Here is a 17,569-nt window from a genome sequence, read left to right on the forward strand (position 1 = left end):
TTAAATACTACTACATGCCTCTTTTATTTATCAGTGTTTCCAGCATTTAAATAAATATTTTCAAGTTCATCATGGGATAAGAGTCCTTCTATTATAAAGCCCATGAGGATTATGCCAGGGAGATTTATAAAAAGTCTTGCAAAGGTAAACTTATAACCTAAAGCTGTAAGTTCAAATAAAAATGTTGATATCTTTGTGACGCACCAAGCATTCATAAATATTAGTATATTACTAAATCGTACACCCTTTTGTAATAATACAGTTGTAAAAGGAAAGGCTGCATACATAGGACCAGCAGCAAGAGAACCTATAAGTATAGAAAGTAGAATTCCTACAGCACCCGAATTTTTCCCCATATACTTCATCATTGTTTCTCTAGAAACCCATGAATCCATTAGTCCTAGCATTATCATTATTGGAGGTAGTACTGAAATCATTTGTTTAAAACTCGACAGTGCTATAGTAAATGATTTTAAACCTATATTTTTATTAAAGAAAGTTAGCAAGATAGTAGTAAGAATAGCAAATAAAAAAAACCTATATCTTTTTAATATTATAGTAAACTTCATTTTAAAAACCACCCTATGACAAATGCTACTATAAAGGAAAATAAAAAAGCTACAAAGTTTCTTAAAAAAGCAGCTTTTTTACCAATGTATTTAGATTCTAAGGGAAAAGTAATTACTCCTACCAGTGTTAATGTAGATACAAGTGCTCCAACTTGCGCATAGCCAGCACCACTTTTAAGAAGCATGTCAGCAGTTGGAAAAGCAACAAAGGTTGGCATCATTGTTATGGAGCCAATTATTGAAGATAAAAATACTCCAAAAATTCCAGAATTCTTGCCAATAAAGGTTGATATAGTTTCTGGTTTAAGCAGTGCAAGCATTATTCCAACTATAAATATTATCCCTAAAAATTGAGGCATTATATTTTCAAAGGACTTCAGGGATTTAATAAGTGCTTTTTTAGTTTTATTTTTATCTTTAAAATAAGATAATATAAGTAAAATTCCAGCACTTATATAAAGTATTAAAGATGACATTTATACCTCCAATGTGATAAGTGCTAATATACTATTAGTTTATTATAAAAATGCAAATAGGTGATAAGAGTCACTAAACTTTATAAGATACATTACTTTAAATAAATAAATCATCAATTACTTTTCCATCGGTATTCTTCATTGAAATGCCAATTATTTTAGCAAGGGTAGGGCCTTCATCAACAATGTTAGCTTCTTTAATTACTCCGCCTTTTTTTATATTTCTCCCCATAGCCGTAAATATTGTACTGTAATTAGGTTTTAAAGGAGAGTACCCATGAGTAGCCATTGTATAGTGTTTTTTAACTCCTATGAGGGATTCATCTATTTTCTCAAAAATGCTTCCAGTATATTTTTCTAAAAAGTAATATCCTTTTTTAGCTTCAAGCATAAATGAACATTTATCATTAGCACCTAGGCTTATTGCTTGGTCTTTATTAAGTAAAGCTTCTATTCCACTATCTCCACTTTTTATAAAATTTAAAAGTATATCTTCAACCTTCTTAATTAAATGACTATTGTGAGGGTTTTTTAAATAAACATAGCCGCTTCCATCACAGCTGCTAAAGTAAGCCTCCCAATCCTTTAAGCGTCCATTTGAATCTAATGTAATTAGTCCCTTTTCTTTAAATAACACATTTATATTTATTATGGTATGTTCATCTAATGCACTATGGTCACCTAGTATAACAAATGTAGTGTCTTCATATATCCCTATATCTTTAGTAGCTTTTAATATTTCACCTAATCTAAAGTCATGGCGGTGGATAGCATCTATAGATTCTTTAGCGTTATACCCAAATAAATGCCTATTGGTATCTACATCTGTAAAGTGAACTAAAAGCAAATTAGGCTTCTTTTTTTTAATAGTATACAAGGTAGACTGTAGTATAAAATCATCTAAGAATGGTTGAGATATTCCTTTTCTTAACTTACCGAACTTATCATTTAACTTAAGTATATAGCAGGGAGCTCCGCTTAAAAGAGAAACTAGAGCTTGATTTTCATACCATTTATTTGGCCATATTTCAGGAAGATTATAATCTATATTAGCACCAGCAGTTACAGGCCAAAGTAGTGCTGCAGTTTTTAATCCATTTTCTTTAGCTAAATCATATAAGGTAGGGCACTTTACATATTTTCTATACCAGTGCCAATCAGGACTCATTCTTCCAGGTTGAAATAATGTATTATTTACTATACCGTGATTTTTAGGTAGCATACCTGTAATAATAGATGTATGAGCAGGATAAGTTAGGGTTGGATATACAGAAGTTACCTTTTCTATATGGGTACCATTATTCAAAATAAACTTGAAGTTTGGAAGGTCTTTCATATAGTGATAGTCTTCTGAAGACATAGCATCAAAGGATAACACTATTAAGTATTTAGAAGATGTCATTTTATCACCCTTTCAGGTTAATTGTATTTTATATATATTATGTACGTATAAAGTTAATTCCCAAATATTATTAAATATTTTATTATATTGTAACATGTATAGACCATTAATCATAAAATAATTTGATAAACAATTTTTGGGGGGATACTTATAAAGTCTGATGGTTTATTAAATCTTTTAATAAATGTACCGGAAAGCATTTTGGGAAAACTAGCTGAGCTATCAAAAAATGAACAATTTTTAACTGGAAAAGTAGAATTAACTGTAATATATAATGTATCACCTGGGGAAATATCTAGGCAGGTTACAGCTATAGGAGGGACATTTGAGGATTTAGGTTATAACTTTGGAATTATAATTTTAAATGTAGGAGATATTAAAAGAGTATCTGAAATAAGGGGAATACAATATTTAGAGCTTCCGAGAACTCTATTTACTGCGGACTTAAATAGTAATAGAGCTTCTTGTGTTCCGCCGCTATGGGGCAGTGGATTAACAGGTAAGGGAACACTAGTGGGATTTATAGATTCTGGTATAGATTATACAAGTCTTGCATTTATAAAAGAAGATGGGACAACAAGGATTGATTATATATATGATTTATCTCAAGGTGGAGTAGTATACAATAGGGAAGATATAAATAGGGCACTTCAATCTGAACATCCATTTAGTATAGTCCAACAAAGGGATACTCTTGGGCATGGTACTCATGTGGCTGGTATTGCATGTGCTGGCGGAAAAATCCCTAGAGAAAACTATGGAGCCGCCTATGAAAGTTCTATAGCAATGGTTAAGATAACTGCAGGAGGACAAATAAATTATACTAAGGATACTTTAATCATGAGAGCAATAAAGTTTCTTTTAGAAAAAGGTGTAGAACTTAATAAGCCGTTAGTAATAAATTTAAGTTTTAGTACTAATGATGGGTCCCATACGGGAAGCACTTTGTTTGAACAATATATTGATACTGTATGCAGATTAAATCCAATTAGTTTTATAGTTGCAGCTGGAAATGAAGGTGATAGGGCACATCATGCAGGCGGAGAACTAAAAGAAAGTCAAACAGTACCTTTGAACATAGCATCAGATGAGAGAGGGATCATATTTCAATTATATAAGCCTGTATTAAATGATATTACTATACAAATGGTAAATCCAAGTGGAATAGTTTCAGAACAAATTAGCATAGTACAAGGATACAAAGAAGGAACAATAGGGCAAGATAAATACTATATTTATTATACAGGACCTAAACCTTTTAATATGAATGGAGAGATTACAATAAGCTTAATACCTACAGGAAATTTTTTGCTATCAGGAATTTGGAAGCTTAATATTACATCTAGAGGAGAATACCAAGGAAGATATAATATATGGCTTCCAATAGCACAAGGTTTAAACCCCAGCACAAGTTTTTTGGAACCAGATGTATACTTTACTATAGGTATACCAGCTACTGTACAAAGTGTATTTTCTGTAGGAAGTTATAATGGAATTACAAATACAATTTCAAGCTTTTCAGGGAGAGGACAGCTTAGTACAGATATAATAAAACCAGAATTAGTAGCCCCAGGGGAAAATATTGAGTCTGTAATACCTGGTGGAAGGTTAGACACTAAAAGTGGAACTTCTATGGCAGCTCCTAATGTAAGTGGAATATGTGCACTTCTTATGCAGTGGGGCATGGTAGATGGAAATGACCCATTTTTACATGGGGAAAGGCTTAAATATTATCTTGTTCGTGGCGCAAGAAGGGGTAGGCCTCAAGTTGTTTATCCTAACCCTACTTGGGGTTATGGGCAGGTGTGTGCACAAGCATCCTTTGATTCATTAAAACTTCTCAGAGGTGATTTATTGAATATAAATAATAACTATGATAATAAGCTAATCCGTGAGCAGCAAGGAGCTCAGCCAGCAACAGAGGGTCAAACATCTCCTCAAGTTCAAGAAATTAATCCAGAGCCAATTTTTTTAAACTATCTTGTAGAATATGATGGGGATATAGTTGCAAGACTTAAGCAAGTGCCCTATGCAGGTGTATCAATTTTAGATGAAAATTATGCAATAGTATCGGTAGAACGAGGTAGGGAAGCAGAAATTTTAAAAATACCAGAAATAGTCTTTGTAGATAGGACTGCTTTATATACTTTAATGCAAATACAGCCTCAGGAAGCTGCAAATATATATCAATTTCATGTAAATCCATATCTCAATTTATTAGGTACAGGGGTATATGTAGGACTAATAGATACGGGAATAGATTATTTAAATAAAGAGTTTATATACGAGGACGATACAACAAAAATATTTAGTATATGGGATCAAAGTGATAATGGGGGACCCCATCCACAGGGATTTAATTATGGTACTGAATATAATAGGACACAAATAAATCAAGCAATAACTATTTCAAAAAATCAAGGAGATCCCTATGGCATTGTAAGAGAAAGAGATATTATAGGACATGGGACGCAAATGGCAGGGCTTATAGGATCAAGGGGGTATAATAAGGAAATTATAGGTACTGCTCCTGACTCGCAATTTATAGTTGTAAAGCTTAGACAGGCAAGTGCTGATGCTATAGATGAGGGAATAGCGAGCATTTCAACTCCAGTACCTGTGTATGAAGGGACGGACATTATAACGGCAATAAAGTACGTATATAATGTAGCAAGATCATTAAACAAACCTACAGTGATTTTTATACCACTGGGAACCAATTCTGGACCACGTGATGGAAATACAATTATAGAAAGATATATAGATGAAGTTTCAAAAGTAAGAGGAATAGCAGTGGTAACAGGTACTGGAAATGAAGGAGACCAAAACGGACATACTTCTGGAACTTTAGAAAAACAGGGTGATAGAAAAGTTATTGAATTAAATATGGCTCCAGAACAAAGAAGCTTAGTTTTTGAAATATGGGTAAGAAAGCCTGATGTATTTTCTATAGGTATAGTATCGCCTTCGGGGGAAACCATAGATAGGATTCCAGCTAAGCTTCAAGAAGTAGAACAGATAAACTTAGTATTTGAAAGAAGCAAGATATTTGTAGAATATTCACTTCCTGAAGCGTTAACAGGAGATGAGTTGATAGTAATACGAATTGAAAATGCTAGACCTGGAGTATGGAAGTTTATACTATATGGAGACATTGTTTTAGATGGAAGATATGATGCATGGCTTCCTCAAAAGCCATTAGTTAAAGAAGGAACGAGATTTTTAAATCCTACACCTCTTATTACAGTTCAAACACCATCTACTGCAAGGCAAGTATTAGTAGCTTCCTTTTATAATCAGAATACTAATGCAATAGTTGTAGAATCTGGCAGAGGATATACTAGGGACGGAAGGATAGTCCCTAATATAGCAGCTGGTGGTATAAATGCTAAAACTACGGCAGTAGGAGGAGGGGTTACTACAGTTAGTGGCAGCAGTGTGGCAGCAGCGGTTTATGCTGGGGCTTGTGCATTACTATTTCAATGGGGACTAGTAGATGGAAATGATCCTACTCTTTATGTAGGGAAGATGAGAACTTATTTTATAAGAGGGGCAAGAAGAAGGGAGGGGGATATCTATCCCAATCCTGAATGGGGCTATGGGCAATTGGATTTAGAAAAGGTCTTTGAAGCAATTCGTGCTAGAAATAGAAATCTAGATGAAAAAGTGCTAGGAAGTAGAGAAATATTAATAAAAGAAGACTGTATAGAGTGTAGTATAGGTAAAATATTTTTAAGAATACCAAAAGATATGTAAAGTCGCCATTTAGGCGACTTTATAATTTAAAACAGTATCTTTAAAAACTTATCTATTTCCCGGGAATTTAGGTATATGTCTCCGATTAGTCCATGCTTTAAATTAGTTTGCTTATTTGTATGAAAGTCAGAACCAGCAGTATAAAACAATCCACTTTCAACAGCTATTTTTATGAAAAACTCTATATCGCTAGGCGTATGTCTAAAGTGCTTTGCTTCTATACCATCAAAGGGCATATTAATAATTTCTGTAAGACAATTTTTGTTTATAAGAATTGGATGGGCTAAAACTACTATTGCTCCAAATAATTTTAGAGCCCTAATTCCTTCATAAACGGATAGCCTATAGTTACTTTTATTAATACCACTATTTAGGTTTATTAAGTGTTTTGCATCCCTTGCCTTGTGATTTTTCACAAGTCTTAAAAATCTTTCAAAATTCTTATCTTTATATCTATCATCTTTAAAATAACCTAATATGTGAACACTTTTATTCTTATGGCGTGTAGATAGTTCAACGCCTGGAATTACAGTAACTCCAAATTTAGCACCTGATTTAACAGCTTCATCTATACCTAATATAGTATTGTGATCTGTAATAGATATTATATCCATATGTTCATCACTGGCAAGGCGTACTATTTCAGTTGGAGTAAGGTCACCATCGGATGCAGTAGAATGTATATGGAAATCGCCTTTATAAAACATTTAAAAATCCTTTAATTTATTACTATACATTTATATTATTAAAAAACATTGATAAAGGATACTAGCAATTATAGATATTATAATAAAAATGTAACTTTAAATAGATCATTATTAATATAAAGCTTAATATTTATCTACAGCTTTTCTCTAACTATAGGCATACTCATACACCTAGGACCGCCACGTCCACGAGATAGTTCATAGGATTGAAATTCCAATACTTCTACATTATTTTTTCTAAGTGCTTCATTTGTAATATAATTACGGTCATAGCAGACAACTTTTCCAGGAGAAATAGCTAAAGTGTTACTTCCATCACTCCATTGCTCTCTACTAGCTGCAATAGGATCTCCATTCCCACACCTTATTAAATTTACTGCAGGCAAGTTTAGGTATTTTTTTAATATGTCACATAAATCATCGCATTCATAATTAATACGTACTTCATTATTTTTAGCTTTAGTTATGCTATATACATCTAATGGTTCTTCAATTCCTGGATATATGCTAAACTTATCATAGTCCACCATTGTAAATACTGTATCTAAGTGCATATATGCCCTTGCTTTTGGAATATCTAAAGCTAAAACTACTTCAAAGGATTCATCTGAAGCTAAAAGCTTATGTGATAATCTTTCAATAGCCATTGGGTCTGTTCTATCACTAATACCTATAGCTAATATTTTGTCAGAAAGAACTAAGATATCCCCACCCTCAATAGGATGTGTTTTATCTCGATTATACCAACGGTTTACATCTTTAAACCTAGGATGATAGTTAAAAATATACTTAGCAAATAAGGTTTCTCTGTTTCGAGTGGTATTTGCCATAACATTTAAAGAAATCCCTCCTCCAATGGAGGCAAATGGATCTCTTTGAAAATAAAGATTTGGAATGGGATCCAAATAAAATGGATAGGGGTTTTTTACCATGTCTCCTAGGGATTTTGGTTTAATATGCCTAAGCTCTTCTTTACGAACTCCTGATATACATTTTCTTATAAGTTCGTGAGGGGAACATGGATTAAATAATTCCATAAGAGCTTCTTGTAAGCCCCATGTAACAACTCCGCCTTCTTCCATAAATTCCGTTAAAAATTCTTGCCTGATTTGTGGATATTGTAAAATTTCTGCCATTAAATCTATCAAATATAAGACCTCTACGCCTTCTTTTTTTAAAATGTCCGCAAATTCAGTATGCTCTTTGCGAGCTTGCTTTAAATAGGCAATTTCATCAAATAAAAGTCTTCTTAAATAGTCTGGTACTATATTTTCAATTTCTTCCCCTGGGCAGTGAAGTAGTACACATTTTAGTTTTCCTATTTCATTGTAAACAGAAATACTTGGGTTAGAATACATAGACTTCATCCTTTCTATCATCTATTCTAACCATTAGTTTATCAATTCAATAAAATATTATGCTAATTTATGTTTACATAGGAACTATTAAATAAAAATTTCTATTGACATTTAAAAAATAGGATAATATAATAAGTCTCAAGCAGAAAATGCCAACTTAAAAATCGAATATAAATCCTTATCTAGAGAAGCTGAGGGACTGGCCCAATGAAGCTTCAGCAACCAGCAATGCTTATTTGCAAAGCAAGGTGCTAAATCCTGCAGACATTAGTCTGAAAGATGAGGGAAGGTAATAGTTTAAAAGCGGCCCTTCCATGGGGCTTTTTTTATTAAATTTATCCTCTTCCTCATTTGAGAAAGAGGATTTTTTATTTTATTTGTTTTAGGAGGGAAATAAATGATTTATTTAAAGGATGTTAAGAAGATCTATGAAACTAAAGAACATAAAATAGAAGCAGTAAAGGGAGTTAACTTACATGTGGAAGTTGGAAAGATTATGGGTATTATTGGATACAGCGGTGCGGGAAAAAGTACTCTCATAAGATGCATCAACTTGCTTGAAGCCCCTACTTCTGGGGAGGTAATTGTAAACGGCAAGGATTTAACTAAACTATCACCAAAGGAACTTAGAAAAACAAGAGAAAAAATAGGTATGATTTTTCAGCATTTTAATCTTATGAGAAGTAGAAATGTATTTGAAAATGTAGCTTATCCTCTTAAAGGAAAAGGCCTTGCTAAAGAGCAAATTAGAGAAAAAGTAGAAAATCTTTTAGAATTAGTTGGATTAAGCGATAAAATTAAAGTTTATCCTGGAGAGCTAAGTGGTGGACAAAAGCAAAGAGTTGCAATTGCTAGAGCACTAGCAAATGATCCACAGGTACTTTTATGTGACGAAGCTACTTCAGCATTAGATCCTCAAACAACTAGATCAATTTTAAAGCTTTTAAAACAAATAAATGAAAAATTAGGTCTTACAATAGTTATCATTACTCACCAAATGGAAGTTGTTAAAGAAATATGCCATAAGGTAGCGGTAATGGAGGGTGGACAGGTTATTGAAGAAGGAGATATTCTTCAGATATTTGTAAATCCTAAGGCACAAATGACTAAGAATTTTGTATCTACAGTATTTCATTATGATAAAATTTATGAAGTTTTAGATAAGGAATCATTTATAGGAGAGCTTACTGAAGAGGAAGTAATTGCAAAAATATCATTTATGGGTCAAAAAACAGGCCAAGCCTTTATTTCAAAGGTTTCTAGAAAATTTAAAGTTGATGCAAGTATTTTATTTGGTAATATCGAGCTGATTCAAGAGGTGCCTATAGGAAACTTAATTGTTAAATTTAATGGTTCTAAAGAAGGAATAATTCAATCAATGAATCATTTAAAACAAAATGATATTTATGTGGAGGTGATTAAAAATGCTAGAACTTCTGAATACCTTTATGCCGAATGTAGTAGAACTCTTTCCTGATATGATGAAGGCATTAGGAGAAACCATACTTATGGTGGTCATAGCAGGAAGTATTTCAACTGCTATAGGAATAATAATAGGAACAATTATTGTAGTAACAAGGCCAGGAAATATACTTGAGAATAATGCTATTTATAGTACTGTGGGAAAAATAATAAATATATTTCGTTCAATTCCCTTTGTAATACTTTTAGCAGCAGCTGTACCTTTTACCAGACTTATAGTCGGAACAACAATTGGATTAAAGGGTGCCATAGTTCCACTAGTACTTGGGTCTGTTCCATTTGTGGCAAGGCAAATTGAATCAGCTCTTTTAGATATTGATAAGGGGATAATAGAGGCAGCACAGGCCATGGGGGCAAGTCCTTTTGAGATAATCTACAGGATTTTATTAAAGGAAGGACTCCCAGGTATCGTTTATGCTCTAACAATTACAACAGTTAGCTTAATAGGATTTTCAGCTGTTGCAGGAACTGTAGGAGGGGGTGGACTAGGAGACTTTGCAATAAGATATGGCTATCAATACTTTAAAACTGACATTATGGTAGCTACTATAATAATTCTTCTTATCCTAGTTAATGGAATACAAAGCTTTGGTGATTTTTTATTAAAGAAGTTAAGTCATTAATAAGATGAAAATATTTAAGATAATTTAAGGGGGCTTTAATAATGAAAATAAAAAGATTAGCAGCGTTAGTATTAGGGGTAGTAATAACTTCTACAGCATTTGTTGGATGTGGACAATCAAAAGGGGCATCTGCAGATGCAAATAAGAAACAGGTTATAAAATTAGGGGTTACAGGGGATGATCATGAAGTTTGGGATAATGTAAAAGAGAGATTGGCAAAGGAAAACATAGAGCTTAAAATTGTAAGCTTTAGTGATTATGTAAGACCAAATATGGCGTTAAATGATGGAGAAATAGATGCAAATGCCTTTCAAACTGCGGCATATTTTGAACAATTTAAAAAAGATCGTAATTTAGATCTTACTGCCATCGCAAATACTGTTTTAGCACCAATGGCTATATATTCAAGTAATTTAAAGGACTTAAAGGAATTAAAAAATGGAGATAAAATTGCCATACCTAATGATGCAACCAATGGTGGAAGGGCGCTTCTACTTCTTCAAGAAGCAGGATTAATTAAACTAAAAGAGGGATCAGGTATCACACCAACTGTTAAAGATATAGTGGGAAATCATAAGAATCTTGAAGTAATACCACTTGTAGCAACACAAATTCCAAGATCCATAAAAGATGTAGCGGCTGCAGCTATTAATAATGGTGTTGCAGTAGAAGCAGGTTATTCTCCACTAGAGGATTCTATATACGTTGAAGATACTAAAAAGGAAAGTGCAAAAAACTATTTTAATATTATAGCTGCAAGAACTAAGGATAAAGACAATGCAGCGCTTAAAAAACTAGTAGAAGTGTATCAAACTGATGAAACTAAAAAGCTTATAAAGGAAACAACTAAGGGGTCATCTATTCCAGTATTTTAAAGTTTTAATTAAAACAGTCATATCTTTTAAGCAGGGATATGGCTGCTATTTTATGATATAATATATCAGGGTGATGACATGAAAATATTAAAAAATGATTGGCAAAATTTATTGCAAGATGAATTTAAAGAGGATTACTACTTAAAACTTAGAAAGTTTTTAATAAATGAATATGAAACAAAAACTATATATCCAAATATGTATGATATATTTAATGCCCTACACTATACAGAGTATAAGGATGTAAAAGTGGTTATATTAGGTCAGGACCCATATCATGGCCCTAATCAGGCTCATGGCTTGAGTTTTTCTGTAAAGCCAGGTGTACCAGCTCCTCCTTCTCTTATGAATATCTATAAGGAGCTTAATAGTGATGTAGGTTGCTATATCCCCAATAATGGTTACTTAAAGAAATGGGCTGACCAAGGGGTTATGCTTCTTAATACTGTGTTAACAGTTAGAGCAGGTGAGGCAAACTCCCATAAGGGTATGGGTTGGGAACACTTTACTGATAAGGTAATTAGCTTATTAAATAATAGGGAAGAGCCTATTGTTTTTATATTATGGGGAAAAAATGCTCAATCTAAAGTTAATATAATAAAGAATTCAAAGCATTACATAATAAAATCTGTTCATCCAAGTCCACTATCTGCTCATAGAGGTTTCTTTGGAAGTAAGCCCTTTTCTAAGACTAATAAATTTCTTATATCTATAAGTAAGCAGCCTATAGATTGGCAAATTGAAAATATATAAAGCTGTAGAAAATAAGATAATAGAAATGTGTGGCTGTATCAAAATAATTTTTTAAATTATTTTGATACAGCCCATTTTAAGGAATATTACTTTATGTTGGTACAACGAGTATTAGGCCATTCTCTATAAATTACAAATGCCAATATCATATAACCTAAGATTAATGGACTATTTTCTCCCAGGTTTCTTAGTGAAATCATTAAATCTGAGTGCTCTATAAACCCAGATAAAAGACAAAGAGCTAAAAAGAATGTGGAAAGTAATCCATAGGTTATAGATAACACAATACTTGTAACTGACTTTATTTTTAAACTATTAATTTTCATTGATAATTTATATAATAGGGGTAAAATCATTAATGTTATTACTTCCCAACCCACAGGATGTCTTAGTGTAGATATGCCACAATATAAAATTATTGTTAATATAGATACATTAATTATTTGATTATTTGTCATATGATTTTTCATTTATAAATAATTCCTCTCATTATAGCTGATATAATAAACCATCCACAGGTTTACTAATCTAAAGTAATTATATTTGTAATATCAACTGTACTTCCATCTTTTTGTTCTGTACTATGAACCATTATTTTTTTACCAGATGGACTCCATGCAGAAGGTGTATAATACTCCCCTTTAGAAATTAATGATTTTTTCTTTGTTCTGATATCTACTACATAAATACCTTCATTTCCATCTTCATTGGATATATAAGATACCTTTGTTCCATCTGGTGACCAATTCTCACCAAATATAAATCCTTCATCTAAGGTTTGTACATTCTCACCATTTAAGTCTGTTACTATTAAAGCATTATTTTGTTTATTAGGATAATTTACTTCCATAATAAAGTGATTTTTATCAGGAGATAATTTAAAGTTAAAAATTTGCTCGTTAGTGAATTCTTTAGTTTGTTTTGTTTTAATATCATAAACCTTCATTTTTTTCTCTTCACGCTGTTGTGTTCTATAATATATCTTATTTCCAACCATTACTGGATTCATTATACACATTCCATTAAAAAGGGCTTCATTATGGAAGTTTGGTGCATCTCCTGTTGCCATTTGTTCTTTTTCTACATTTGCTATTTTTGTCGAAGTTCCATCAATTTTTACAATGTAAAAGCCTTTAATATTCATATATGGCATAATTAATTCTTCATTATTAATCCATTGAGCTTGTGTTAAATCAGCCATATCCATAGACGGCTCATTAATCTTAACTTTTATATTCCCTTCTGAATCTGTAATACATCCCATATTCTCTTTTTCAAAATCATTTACATAAAATACATGTTTCTTATCAGGTGAAGAAATAGCATAACTTTGTAGCTTTGATTTATCAGCAATACTTTTTTCTGTTTTAGAATTTAAATCATATGAATAAAGACTTTGCACTTTAAATTCTCCAAGGTTATTTTTTATAGGATCTAATTCTTTATTTTCCTTTGAAACAAGCATTTTATTTTCTGATAACCAATCATATCCTATTAATCCTTCATAAGTATTAATTTTAGATGCAGTAACATTATCTGCTAAAATATCTTTTGTGTCTTTTACAATATGTATTTTTTTATCTCCCATTTTAATTATATTTTGGCCTTTTAATTGTTTGTGTGCAAGTACTGGAATTGCTGATGCCGCTAAAGAGCATACAACTACTGTTAATATTAATAATCTTTTCTTTATCATGTTTAATCCCTCCAAATCTCTTATGAGTTTACTATATCAATTTGATTTTTCAAAAGTATATCTACTTGTTTCAATACTGTAAACTTTTATAAAAATGGAAAAGAAATTAAGAAGGTTGTACCTTTTGGTTCATTATCTTTTAAAGAAATAGTTCCGTTTTGTTTCTCTATTAACTCTTTTACAATTGAAAGTCCAAGACCTACTCCACCATATTTTTTCGAGCGATCCTTATTAACTGTATAAAAAGCATCAAATATCCTTTCTTTTGATTCTTTTGGAATTCCTATTCCTGTATCTATTACTTCTATGCATACATATTTATCTTTAATATAACTGTTTATAAATAGATTTCCGTTAGGTTCATTATATTTTATACCGTTGTCTATTAGATTTGTAAAGATATGAACCAAACTTTCCTTATCACCCAAAATAGATGCGGATTGTATATTCGTTATCATTTTAATATTAAATTTTTGTGATTTTCCTTTCATGCGGCTGCATATGTCCTCAAGTACTTCTTTGATATCAAGCTTCTCTGTTTGAAGCTCAAAATCATATTTCTCAAGCGAAGATAAATACAATATTTTCTCTACCATTTCATAAAGTCTTTGAGTTTCCTTTGCTATATTAGCTTTAGCATCCTGAAGTAAGTTAGGATCATCAGAATACATATCTAATAAATCAGAATATGCTTTTATAACTGTGAGAGGGGTTTTAAATTCATGGGTAATGTTACCTATAAATACTTTCTGCTGCCTTTCTAATTTTTTTACTTTTTCTAGTGCCAATTTTAATTTTTGTTGTTCATCATTGATTTCTTTGATATTTTTTTCAATTTCATTGCTCATATAATAAAGTACTTCACTTAATTCACCAAGTTCATCATTTCGTTTACATGGAAGGATACTATCATATAATCCACTCTTAATATTAAGAGCATCTTTTTTAAGCCTTAAAATAACCTCTACATATCTATTAAAGTAAAAATATCCTGCAATAAAACTAAATATAAATACGACACATCCTATACTAATAAAAAGAGATTTAATATCATTGTAAAAATCAATATCATTTGCAATAGAATACTCAAATTTAATTGCTCCTATTTGATTGTCTTTATATAGTGGAGCGATATAAATTATAGTGTTATCTTTAACTTCATAGGCTATATTCCCATTAAGTGCATGAGAAAGTATTTCTTTAATTTTAGTTGTATCATTAAAGGCCATAGAGCTAACAATTTCTTTTCCACTCATATCATATATAACTGCACGCATCCCATTTATTGAATTTAACTGCCTTACAAGCTCATGGGCATTTTTTTGTAAAAATTCATTTTCATTCTTTATAGAATCTGTAAGATATATTTGTTTAATATATGTATTTGCAATTTTGGCCTGACGTGCTAAATACTCTTCATGCTGCTTTTCTTGATTATTTTTTATTCCTTTAAGTACTAAAATACTGAGTATACTTACAGTCAAAATTAAAAGAGTTGCCAAAAAAACACTAGATTTAATCTTTATGCTAATTTTCATAGATTCCACCTACAGCCTTATATCCTACCCTATATACAGTCTGTATTATATCTTGGTAAGGATCTTGCAGTTTCTTTCTAAGCCTTTGAATATGAATATCTACAGTCCTAGTTCCGCCGAAATAATCCATTCCCCAAATTAAATCTAACAAATCTTCTCTTGTATATACTCTATTTAAATTTGATAATAAAAGCACTAGCACATCAAATTCCTTAGGGGTTAATTCTAATTCTTCTTCTTTTATAAGAACCTTTCTTTGCTTTAAAATAATCTTTAGATCTTTAATTTTTATCTCATCAGCCTCAGAGTCATTAACATTTTTATTTAATCTTCTAAGCAGTGATTTTACTCTTGCTAATATTTCTCTTATATCAAAGGGTTTTACTATATAATCATCCGCACCCAATTCTAAGCCTAATACTTTATCTACAATATCGTTTTTTGCAGTAAGCATAACAATGCCCAAATCTTCTCTATCATCCAATTTTTTACATACCTCATAACCATTCATTTTTGGCATCATTACATCTAAAATAACCACATGTGGTTTAAAGATTTCTATTTTATTTAATGCCTCTTCTCCATCATAGGCTGTCTCAACGCTGTATCCCTCTCTTTTAAAAGCATAAGCAATTGCATCAGCAATACTTCTTTCATCATCTACTACTAATATTCTTTCTTCCATATTGTCACCATCCTTAATAATTTGAGGATAATACTAATTTTTATTAAAACAATTATTACAAGTGCACTTTTCTATATAAAAATAATTCTGTAAATTTATAATATATTATACATCATATTCTACTGAAAGTAATTAAAATAAGTATTTATAAAAGTCTACACTAATTATGATATAATAGGCGTGACGTATTGGAGGTGTTTTTATGAAGGTCTGTGATACATTCAGCTGTAAATCAACTTGCTCCTTGCAAAGACTACAACAAAGTCAGCTATGCTTTGTTTGGGGCCTAAGCTGTTAAGTTAGCTGAAATGCGTACATGTTTTAGGCTCTGTAACACATAGCTTTTTAGTATTCTTTGCTTTAATACTATGATAGAAGTGAAGGAGTAAGGAAATGAAGTATGTAAAAGCACAAGATGTGTTACCAGAGGAGATTCTTAAAATAATACAAGAATATGTAGATGGAAAATATCTTTATGTACCCAGAAAAAATGAAAATCATAAAGCTTGGGGAGAAAAGAGTGGTATAAAGAACAGCCTTAAGGCGAGAAATAGTGAAATTTATAAAAAATACATTAATGGTACTACTATTAATGTACTAACTCAAGAATATTACCTGTCAGAAAAGAGTATAAGAAGAATAATAGGTCAAGAGAAACGTCTATGCTCATAATCATTACAGAATTATTTATTAGATTGAATACTTATTTTGAAATATGTTATGATTTCATTGTGGCATTCTAATGAAAGATATCATTTTTAATTTAAGACAATGTTCAGAAGTAAAATGATTGTGAATATGTAGTATGTTTTAAATCGAGATGATTATTGTTACTTTCAATTAGAGTAATAATAATCATCTTTTGGTTAGCTGGCTTATAGTAAAATGAAGCTTGAAGTAAGGTATTATTTACTTAAATGAATAATAAAAATTACGCATATTAGAAAAGAGGTGCTGGACTTTATGAAAGCTTTTATAAAAAAATATGAGTATAATTATATAAAGAAATGTTTACATGATTTATATAATGTTTTCGTAGGTTGTATAGATATTAATGTTATTGAAGTAAATAAAGCATATACACATAATAAAATATTAGGTCTTTTTACAAGTTTATCCGAAGAAGAAAAAGAGATACTTGATATTAGTAGAATAAATGATCCATTGCACATTGATAAGTATTTAGCCGAGTTGAATGAATATGTATACGGAATGCCAAGTATTACAAAATCAGAAATTAATAGATTGTTTAAAAAAGAAAAGAATTTTAAATTACCCGACTTAAATGCACAGGATTCAAAGAATGTGTATTTAGGTTGGATTGATGAATCCAGTAGAAAATTATTTCTAGCTTACAATATGAATGATAAACTTGTAGGTATGGTATGCATAATTCCAAGTTATAGTTCTAGCAACACTCATATGTGTTCACTTTGTAATCATGTAGGTCGCCAAAACGAAGTAGCCTTTGTTTCATCTATCTGTAAAACATCTAATACTGGAGAAGGTGCCTATAAATCCATAGGCTTTAATATATGTTTAGATAGCGAGAAATGTAATGAACGAATTGTAGCTATCGAAAAGTTTGAGAAAATTTTAAGGGATGTTAACAATATAAAATAATAGTGATAATCTAAATTAATCATTAC

The 17,569-nt window shown here is 31.2% G+C and carries 16 protein-coding genes and 1 riboswitch; of the genes, 7 read left to right on the forward strand and 9 right to left on the reverse strand.

From position 1 onward, the window contains the following. Window positions 1–23: 23 nt before the first annotated feature. The 3 genes from CRN98_RS12315 to CRN98_RS12325 form a co-directional block, all read right to left on the reverse strand. Complete coding sequence (locus CRN98_RS12315) at window positions 24–569, reverse strand: permease (RefSeq protein ID WP_097027728.1); 546 nt, start codon at window positions 567–569, stop codon at window positions 24–26. Further along, window positions 566–1,045 (reverse strand): permease, encoded by a 480-nt coding sequence (locus CRN98_RS12320; protein ID WP_097027729.1) that lies wholly within the window; start codon window positions 1,043–1,045, stop codon window positions 566–568. Before CRN98_RS12320 ends, CRN98_RS12315 begins: the two co-directional genes overlap by 4 nt. Before the next feature lie 97 nt (window positions 1,046–1,142). After that, window positions 1,143–2,447, reverse strand: a complete 1,305-nt coding sequence (locus CRN98_RS12325) for an alkaline phosphatase family protein (RefSeq protein ID WP_097027730.1) — start codon at window positions 2,445–2,447, stop codon at window positions 1,143–1,145. Between the two features lie 150 nt (window positions 2,448–2,597). Here CRN98_RS12325 and CRN98_RS12330 point away from each other — a divergent pair, with 150 nt between their 5' ends. Next, window positions 2,598–6,203: a S8 family peptidase gene (locus tag CRN98_RS12330; protein ID WP_179632129.1), complete on the forward strand. Its 3,606-nt coding sequence runs from the start codon at window positions 2,598–2,600 to the stop codon at window positions 6,201–6,203. A gap of 26 nt (window positions 6,204–6,229) precedes the next feature. Here CRN98_RS12330 and CRN98_RS12335 read toward each other — a convergent pair whose 3' ends face one another. After that, entirely contained in the window at window positions 6,230–6,910 is a 681-nt protein-coding gene (locus CRN98_RS12335; protein WP_097027731.1) for a PHP domain-containing protein, read from the reverse strand. A 134-nt stretch (window positions 6,911–7,044) separates the two neighbouring features. Beyond that, window positions 7,045–8,268, reverse strand: a complete 1,224-nt coding sequence (gene arcA, locus CRN98_RS12340; RefSeq protein WP_097027732.1) for an arginine deiminase — start codon at window positions 8,266–8,268, stop codon at window positions 7,045–7,047. 175 nt (window positions 8,269–8,443) lie between these two features. After that, window positions 8,444–8,554, forward strand: a riboswitch (SAM riboswitch). A gap of 111 nt (window positions 8,555–8,665) precedes the next feature. Here arcA and CRN98_RS12345 point away from each other — a divergent pair. From CRN98_RS12345 to CRN98_RS12360, 4 genes are all read left to right on the forward strand, one after another. Further along, the gene (locus tag CRN98_RS12345; RefSeq protein ID WP_097027733.1) at window positions 8,666–9,745 is read left to right on the forward strand and encodes a methionine ABC transporter ATP-binding protein; all 1,080 of its coding nucleotides are present in this window, start codon (window positions 8,666–8,668) and stop codon (window positions 9,743–9,745) included. After that, window positions 9,693–10,373 (forward strand): methionine ABC transporter permease, encoded by a 681-nt coding sequence (locus tag CRN98_RS12350; protein ID WP_097027734.1) that lies wholly within the window; start codon window positions 9,693–9,695, stop codon window positions 10,371–10,373. Before CRN98_RS12345 ends, CRN98_RS12350 begins: the two co-directional genes overlap by 53 nt. A gap of 41 nt (window positions 10,374–10,414) precedes the next feature. After that, on the forward strand, window positions 10,415–11,248 hold the full coding sequence (locus CRN98_RS12355) for a MetQ/NlpA family ABC transporter substrate-binding protein (RefSeq protein WP_097027735.1): 834 nt from the start codon (window positions 10,415–10,417) through the stop codon (window positions 11,246–11,248). A gap of 78 nt (window positions 11,249–11,326) precedes the next feature. Continuing rightward, window positions 11,327–12,001 (forward strand): uracil-DNA glycosylase, encoded by a 675-nt coding sequence (locus CRN98_RS12360; RefSeq protein WP_097027736.1) that lies wholly within the window; start codon window positions 11,327–11,329, stop codon window positions 11,999–12,001. Window positions 12,002–12,087: 86 nt separating this feature from the next. On the opposite strand, the gene CRN98_RS12365 is transcribed toward CRN98_RS12360, so the two are convergent. The 4 genes from CRN98_RS12365 to CRN98_RS12380 all read right to left on the reverse strand — a co-directional run bounded on the left by CRN98_RS12365 (window position 12,088) and on the right by CRN98_RS12380 (window position 15,920). Further along, complete coding sequence (locus CRN98_RS12365; protein ID WP_097027737.1) at window positions 12,088–12,471, reverse strand: hypothetical protein; 384 nt, start codon at window positions 12,469–12,471, stop codon at window positions 12,088–12,090. 53 nt (window positions 12,472–12,524) lie between these two features. Next, window positions 12,525–13,697 (reverse strand): TolB-like translocation protein, encoded by a 1,173-nt coding sequence (locus CRN98_RS12370; protein ID WP_097027738.1) that lies wholly within the window; start codon window positions 13,695–13,697, stop codon window positions 12,525–12,527. Window positions 13,698–13,783: 86 nt separating this feature from the next. Continuing rightward, window positions 13,784–15,235, reverse strand: a complete 1,452-nt coding sequence (locus tag CRN98_RS12375; RefSeq protein WP_097027739.1) for a sensor histidine kinase — start codon at window positions 15,233–15,235, stop codon at window positions 13,784–13,786. Further along, the gene (locus CRN98_RS12380) at window positions 15,225–15,920 is read right to left on the reverse strand and encodes a response regulator transcription factor (protein WP_097027740.1); all 696 of its coding nucleotides are present in this window, start codon (window positions 15,918–15,920) and stop codon (window positions 15,225–15,227) included. The genes CRN98_RS12375 and CRN98_RS12380 overlap by 11 nt, the downstream gene beginning before the upstream one ends. A 393-nt stretch (window positions 15,921–16,313) precedes the next feature. Here CRN98_RS12380 and CRN98_RS12385 point away from each other — a divergent pair, with 393 nt between their 5' ends. Continuing rightward, window positions 16,314–16,592, forward strand: a complete 279-nt coding sequence (locus CRN98_RS12385; RefSeq protein ID WP_097027741.1) for a CD3324 family protein — start codon at window positions 16,314–16,316, stop codon at window positions 16,590–16,592. 291 nt (window positions 16,593–16,883) lie between these two features. Further along, window positions 16,884–17,543 carry a FusB/FusC family EF-G-binding protein gene (locus CRN98_RS12390; protein WP_097027742.1) on the forward strand — a complete coding sequence of 220 codons (660 nt, stop codon included), beginning with the start codon at window positions 16,884–16,886 and terminating at the stop codon, window positions 17,541–17,543. Window positions 17,544–17,569: the final 26 nt, after the last annotated feature.

The sequence above is a fragment of the Clostridium peptidivorans genome (assembly GCF_900205925.1).
Lineage (GTDB): Bacteria > Bacillota > Clostridia > Clostridiales > Clostridiaceae > Clostridium_AK > Clostridium_AK peptidivorans.

Bases quoted from the DNA above. Each gene is read 5' to 3' on its own strand.
- CRN98_RS12315 (WP_097027728.1), bottom strand. From the start codon at position 569: ATGAAGTTTACTATAATATTAAAAAGATATAGGTTTTTTTTATTTGCT.
- CRN98_RS12320 (WP_097027729.1), bottom strand. From the start codon at position 1,045: ATGTCATCTTTAATACTTTATATAAGTGCTGGAATTTTACTTATATTA.
- CRN98_RS12325 (WP_097027730.1), bottom strand. From the start codon at position 2,447: ATGACATCTTCTAAATACTTAATAGTGTTATCCTTTGATGCTATGTCT.
- CRN98_RS12335 (WP_097027731.1), bottom strand. From the start codon at position 6,910: ATGTTTTATAAAGGCGATTTCCATATACATTCTACTGCATCCGATGGT.
- arcA (WP_097027732.1), bottom strand. From the start codon at position 8,268: ATGTATTCTAACCCAAGTATTTCTGTTTACAATGAAATAGGAAAACTA.
- CRN98_RS12345 (WP_097027733.1), top strand. From the start codon at position 8,666: ATGATTTATTTAAAGGATGTTAAGAAGATCTATGAAACTAAAGAACAT.
- CRN98_RS12350 (WP_097027734.1), top strand. From the start codon at position 9,693: ATGCTAGAACTTCTGAATACCTTTATGCCGAATGTAGTAGAACTCTTT.
- CRN98_RS12355 (WP_097027735.1), top strand. From the start codon at position 10,415: ATGAAAATAAAAAGATTAGCAGCGTTAGTATTAGGGGTAGTAATAACT.
- CRN98_RS12360 (WP_097027736.1), top strand. From the start codon at position 11,327: ATGAAAATATTAAAAAATGATTGGCAAAATTTATTGCAAGATGAATTT.
- CRN98_RS12365 (WP_097027737.1), bottom strand. From the start codon at position 12,471: ATGAAAAATCATATGACAAATAATCAAATAATTAATGTATCTATATTA.
- CRN98_RS12370 (WP_097027738.1), bottom strand. From the start codon at position 13,697: ATGATAAAGAAAAGATTATTAATATTAACAGTAGTTGTATGCTCTTTA.
- CRN98_RS12375 (WP_097027739.1), bottom strand. From the start codon at position 15,235: ATGAAAATTAGCATAAAGATTAAATCTAGTGTTTTTTTGGCAACTCTT.
- CRN98_RS12380 (WP_097027740.1), bottom strand. From the start codon at position 15,920: ATGGAAGAAAGAATATTAGTAGTAGATGATGAAAGAAGTATTGCTGAT.
- CRN98_RS12385 (WP_097027741.1), top strand. From the start codon at position 16,314: ATGAAGTATGTAAAAGCACAAGATGTGTTACCAGAGGAGATTCTTAAA.
- CRN98_RS12390 (WP_097027742.1), top strand. From the start codon at position 16,884: ATGAAAGCTTTTATAAAAAAATATGAGTATAATTATATAAAGAAATGT.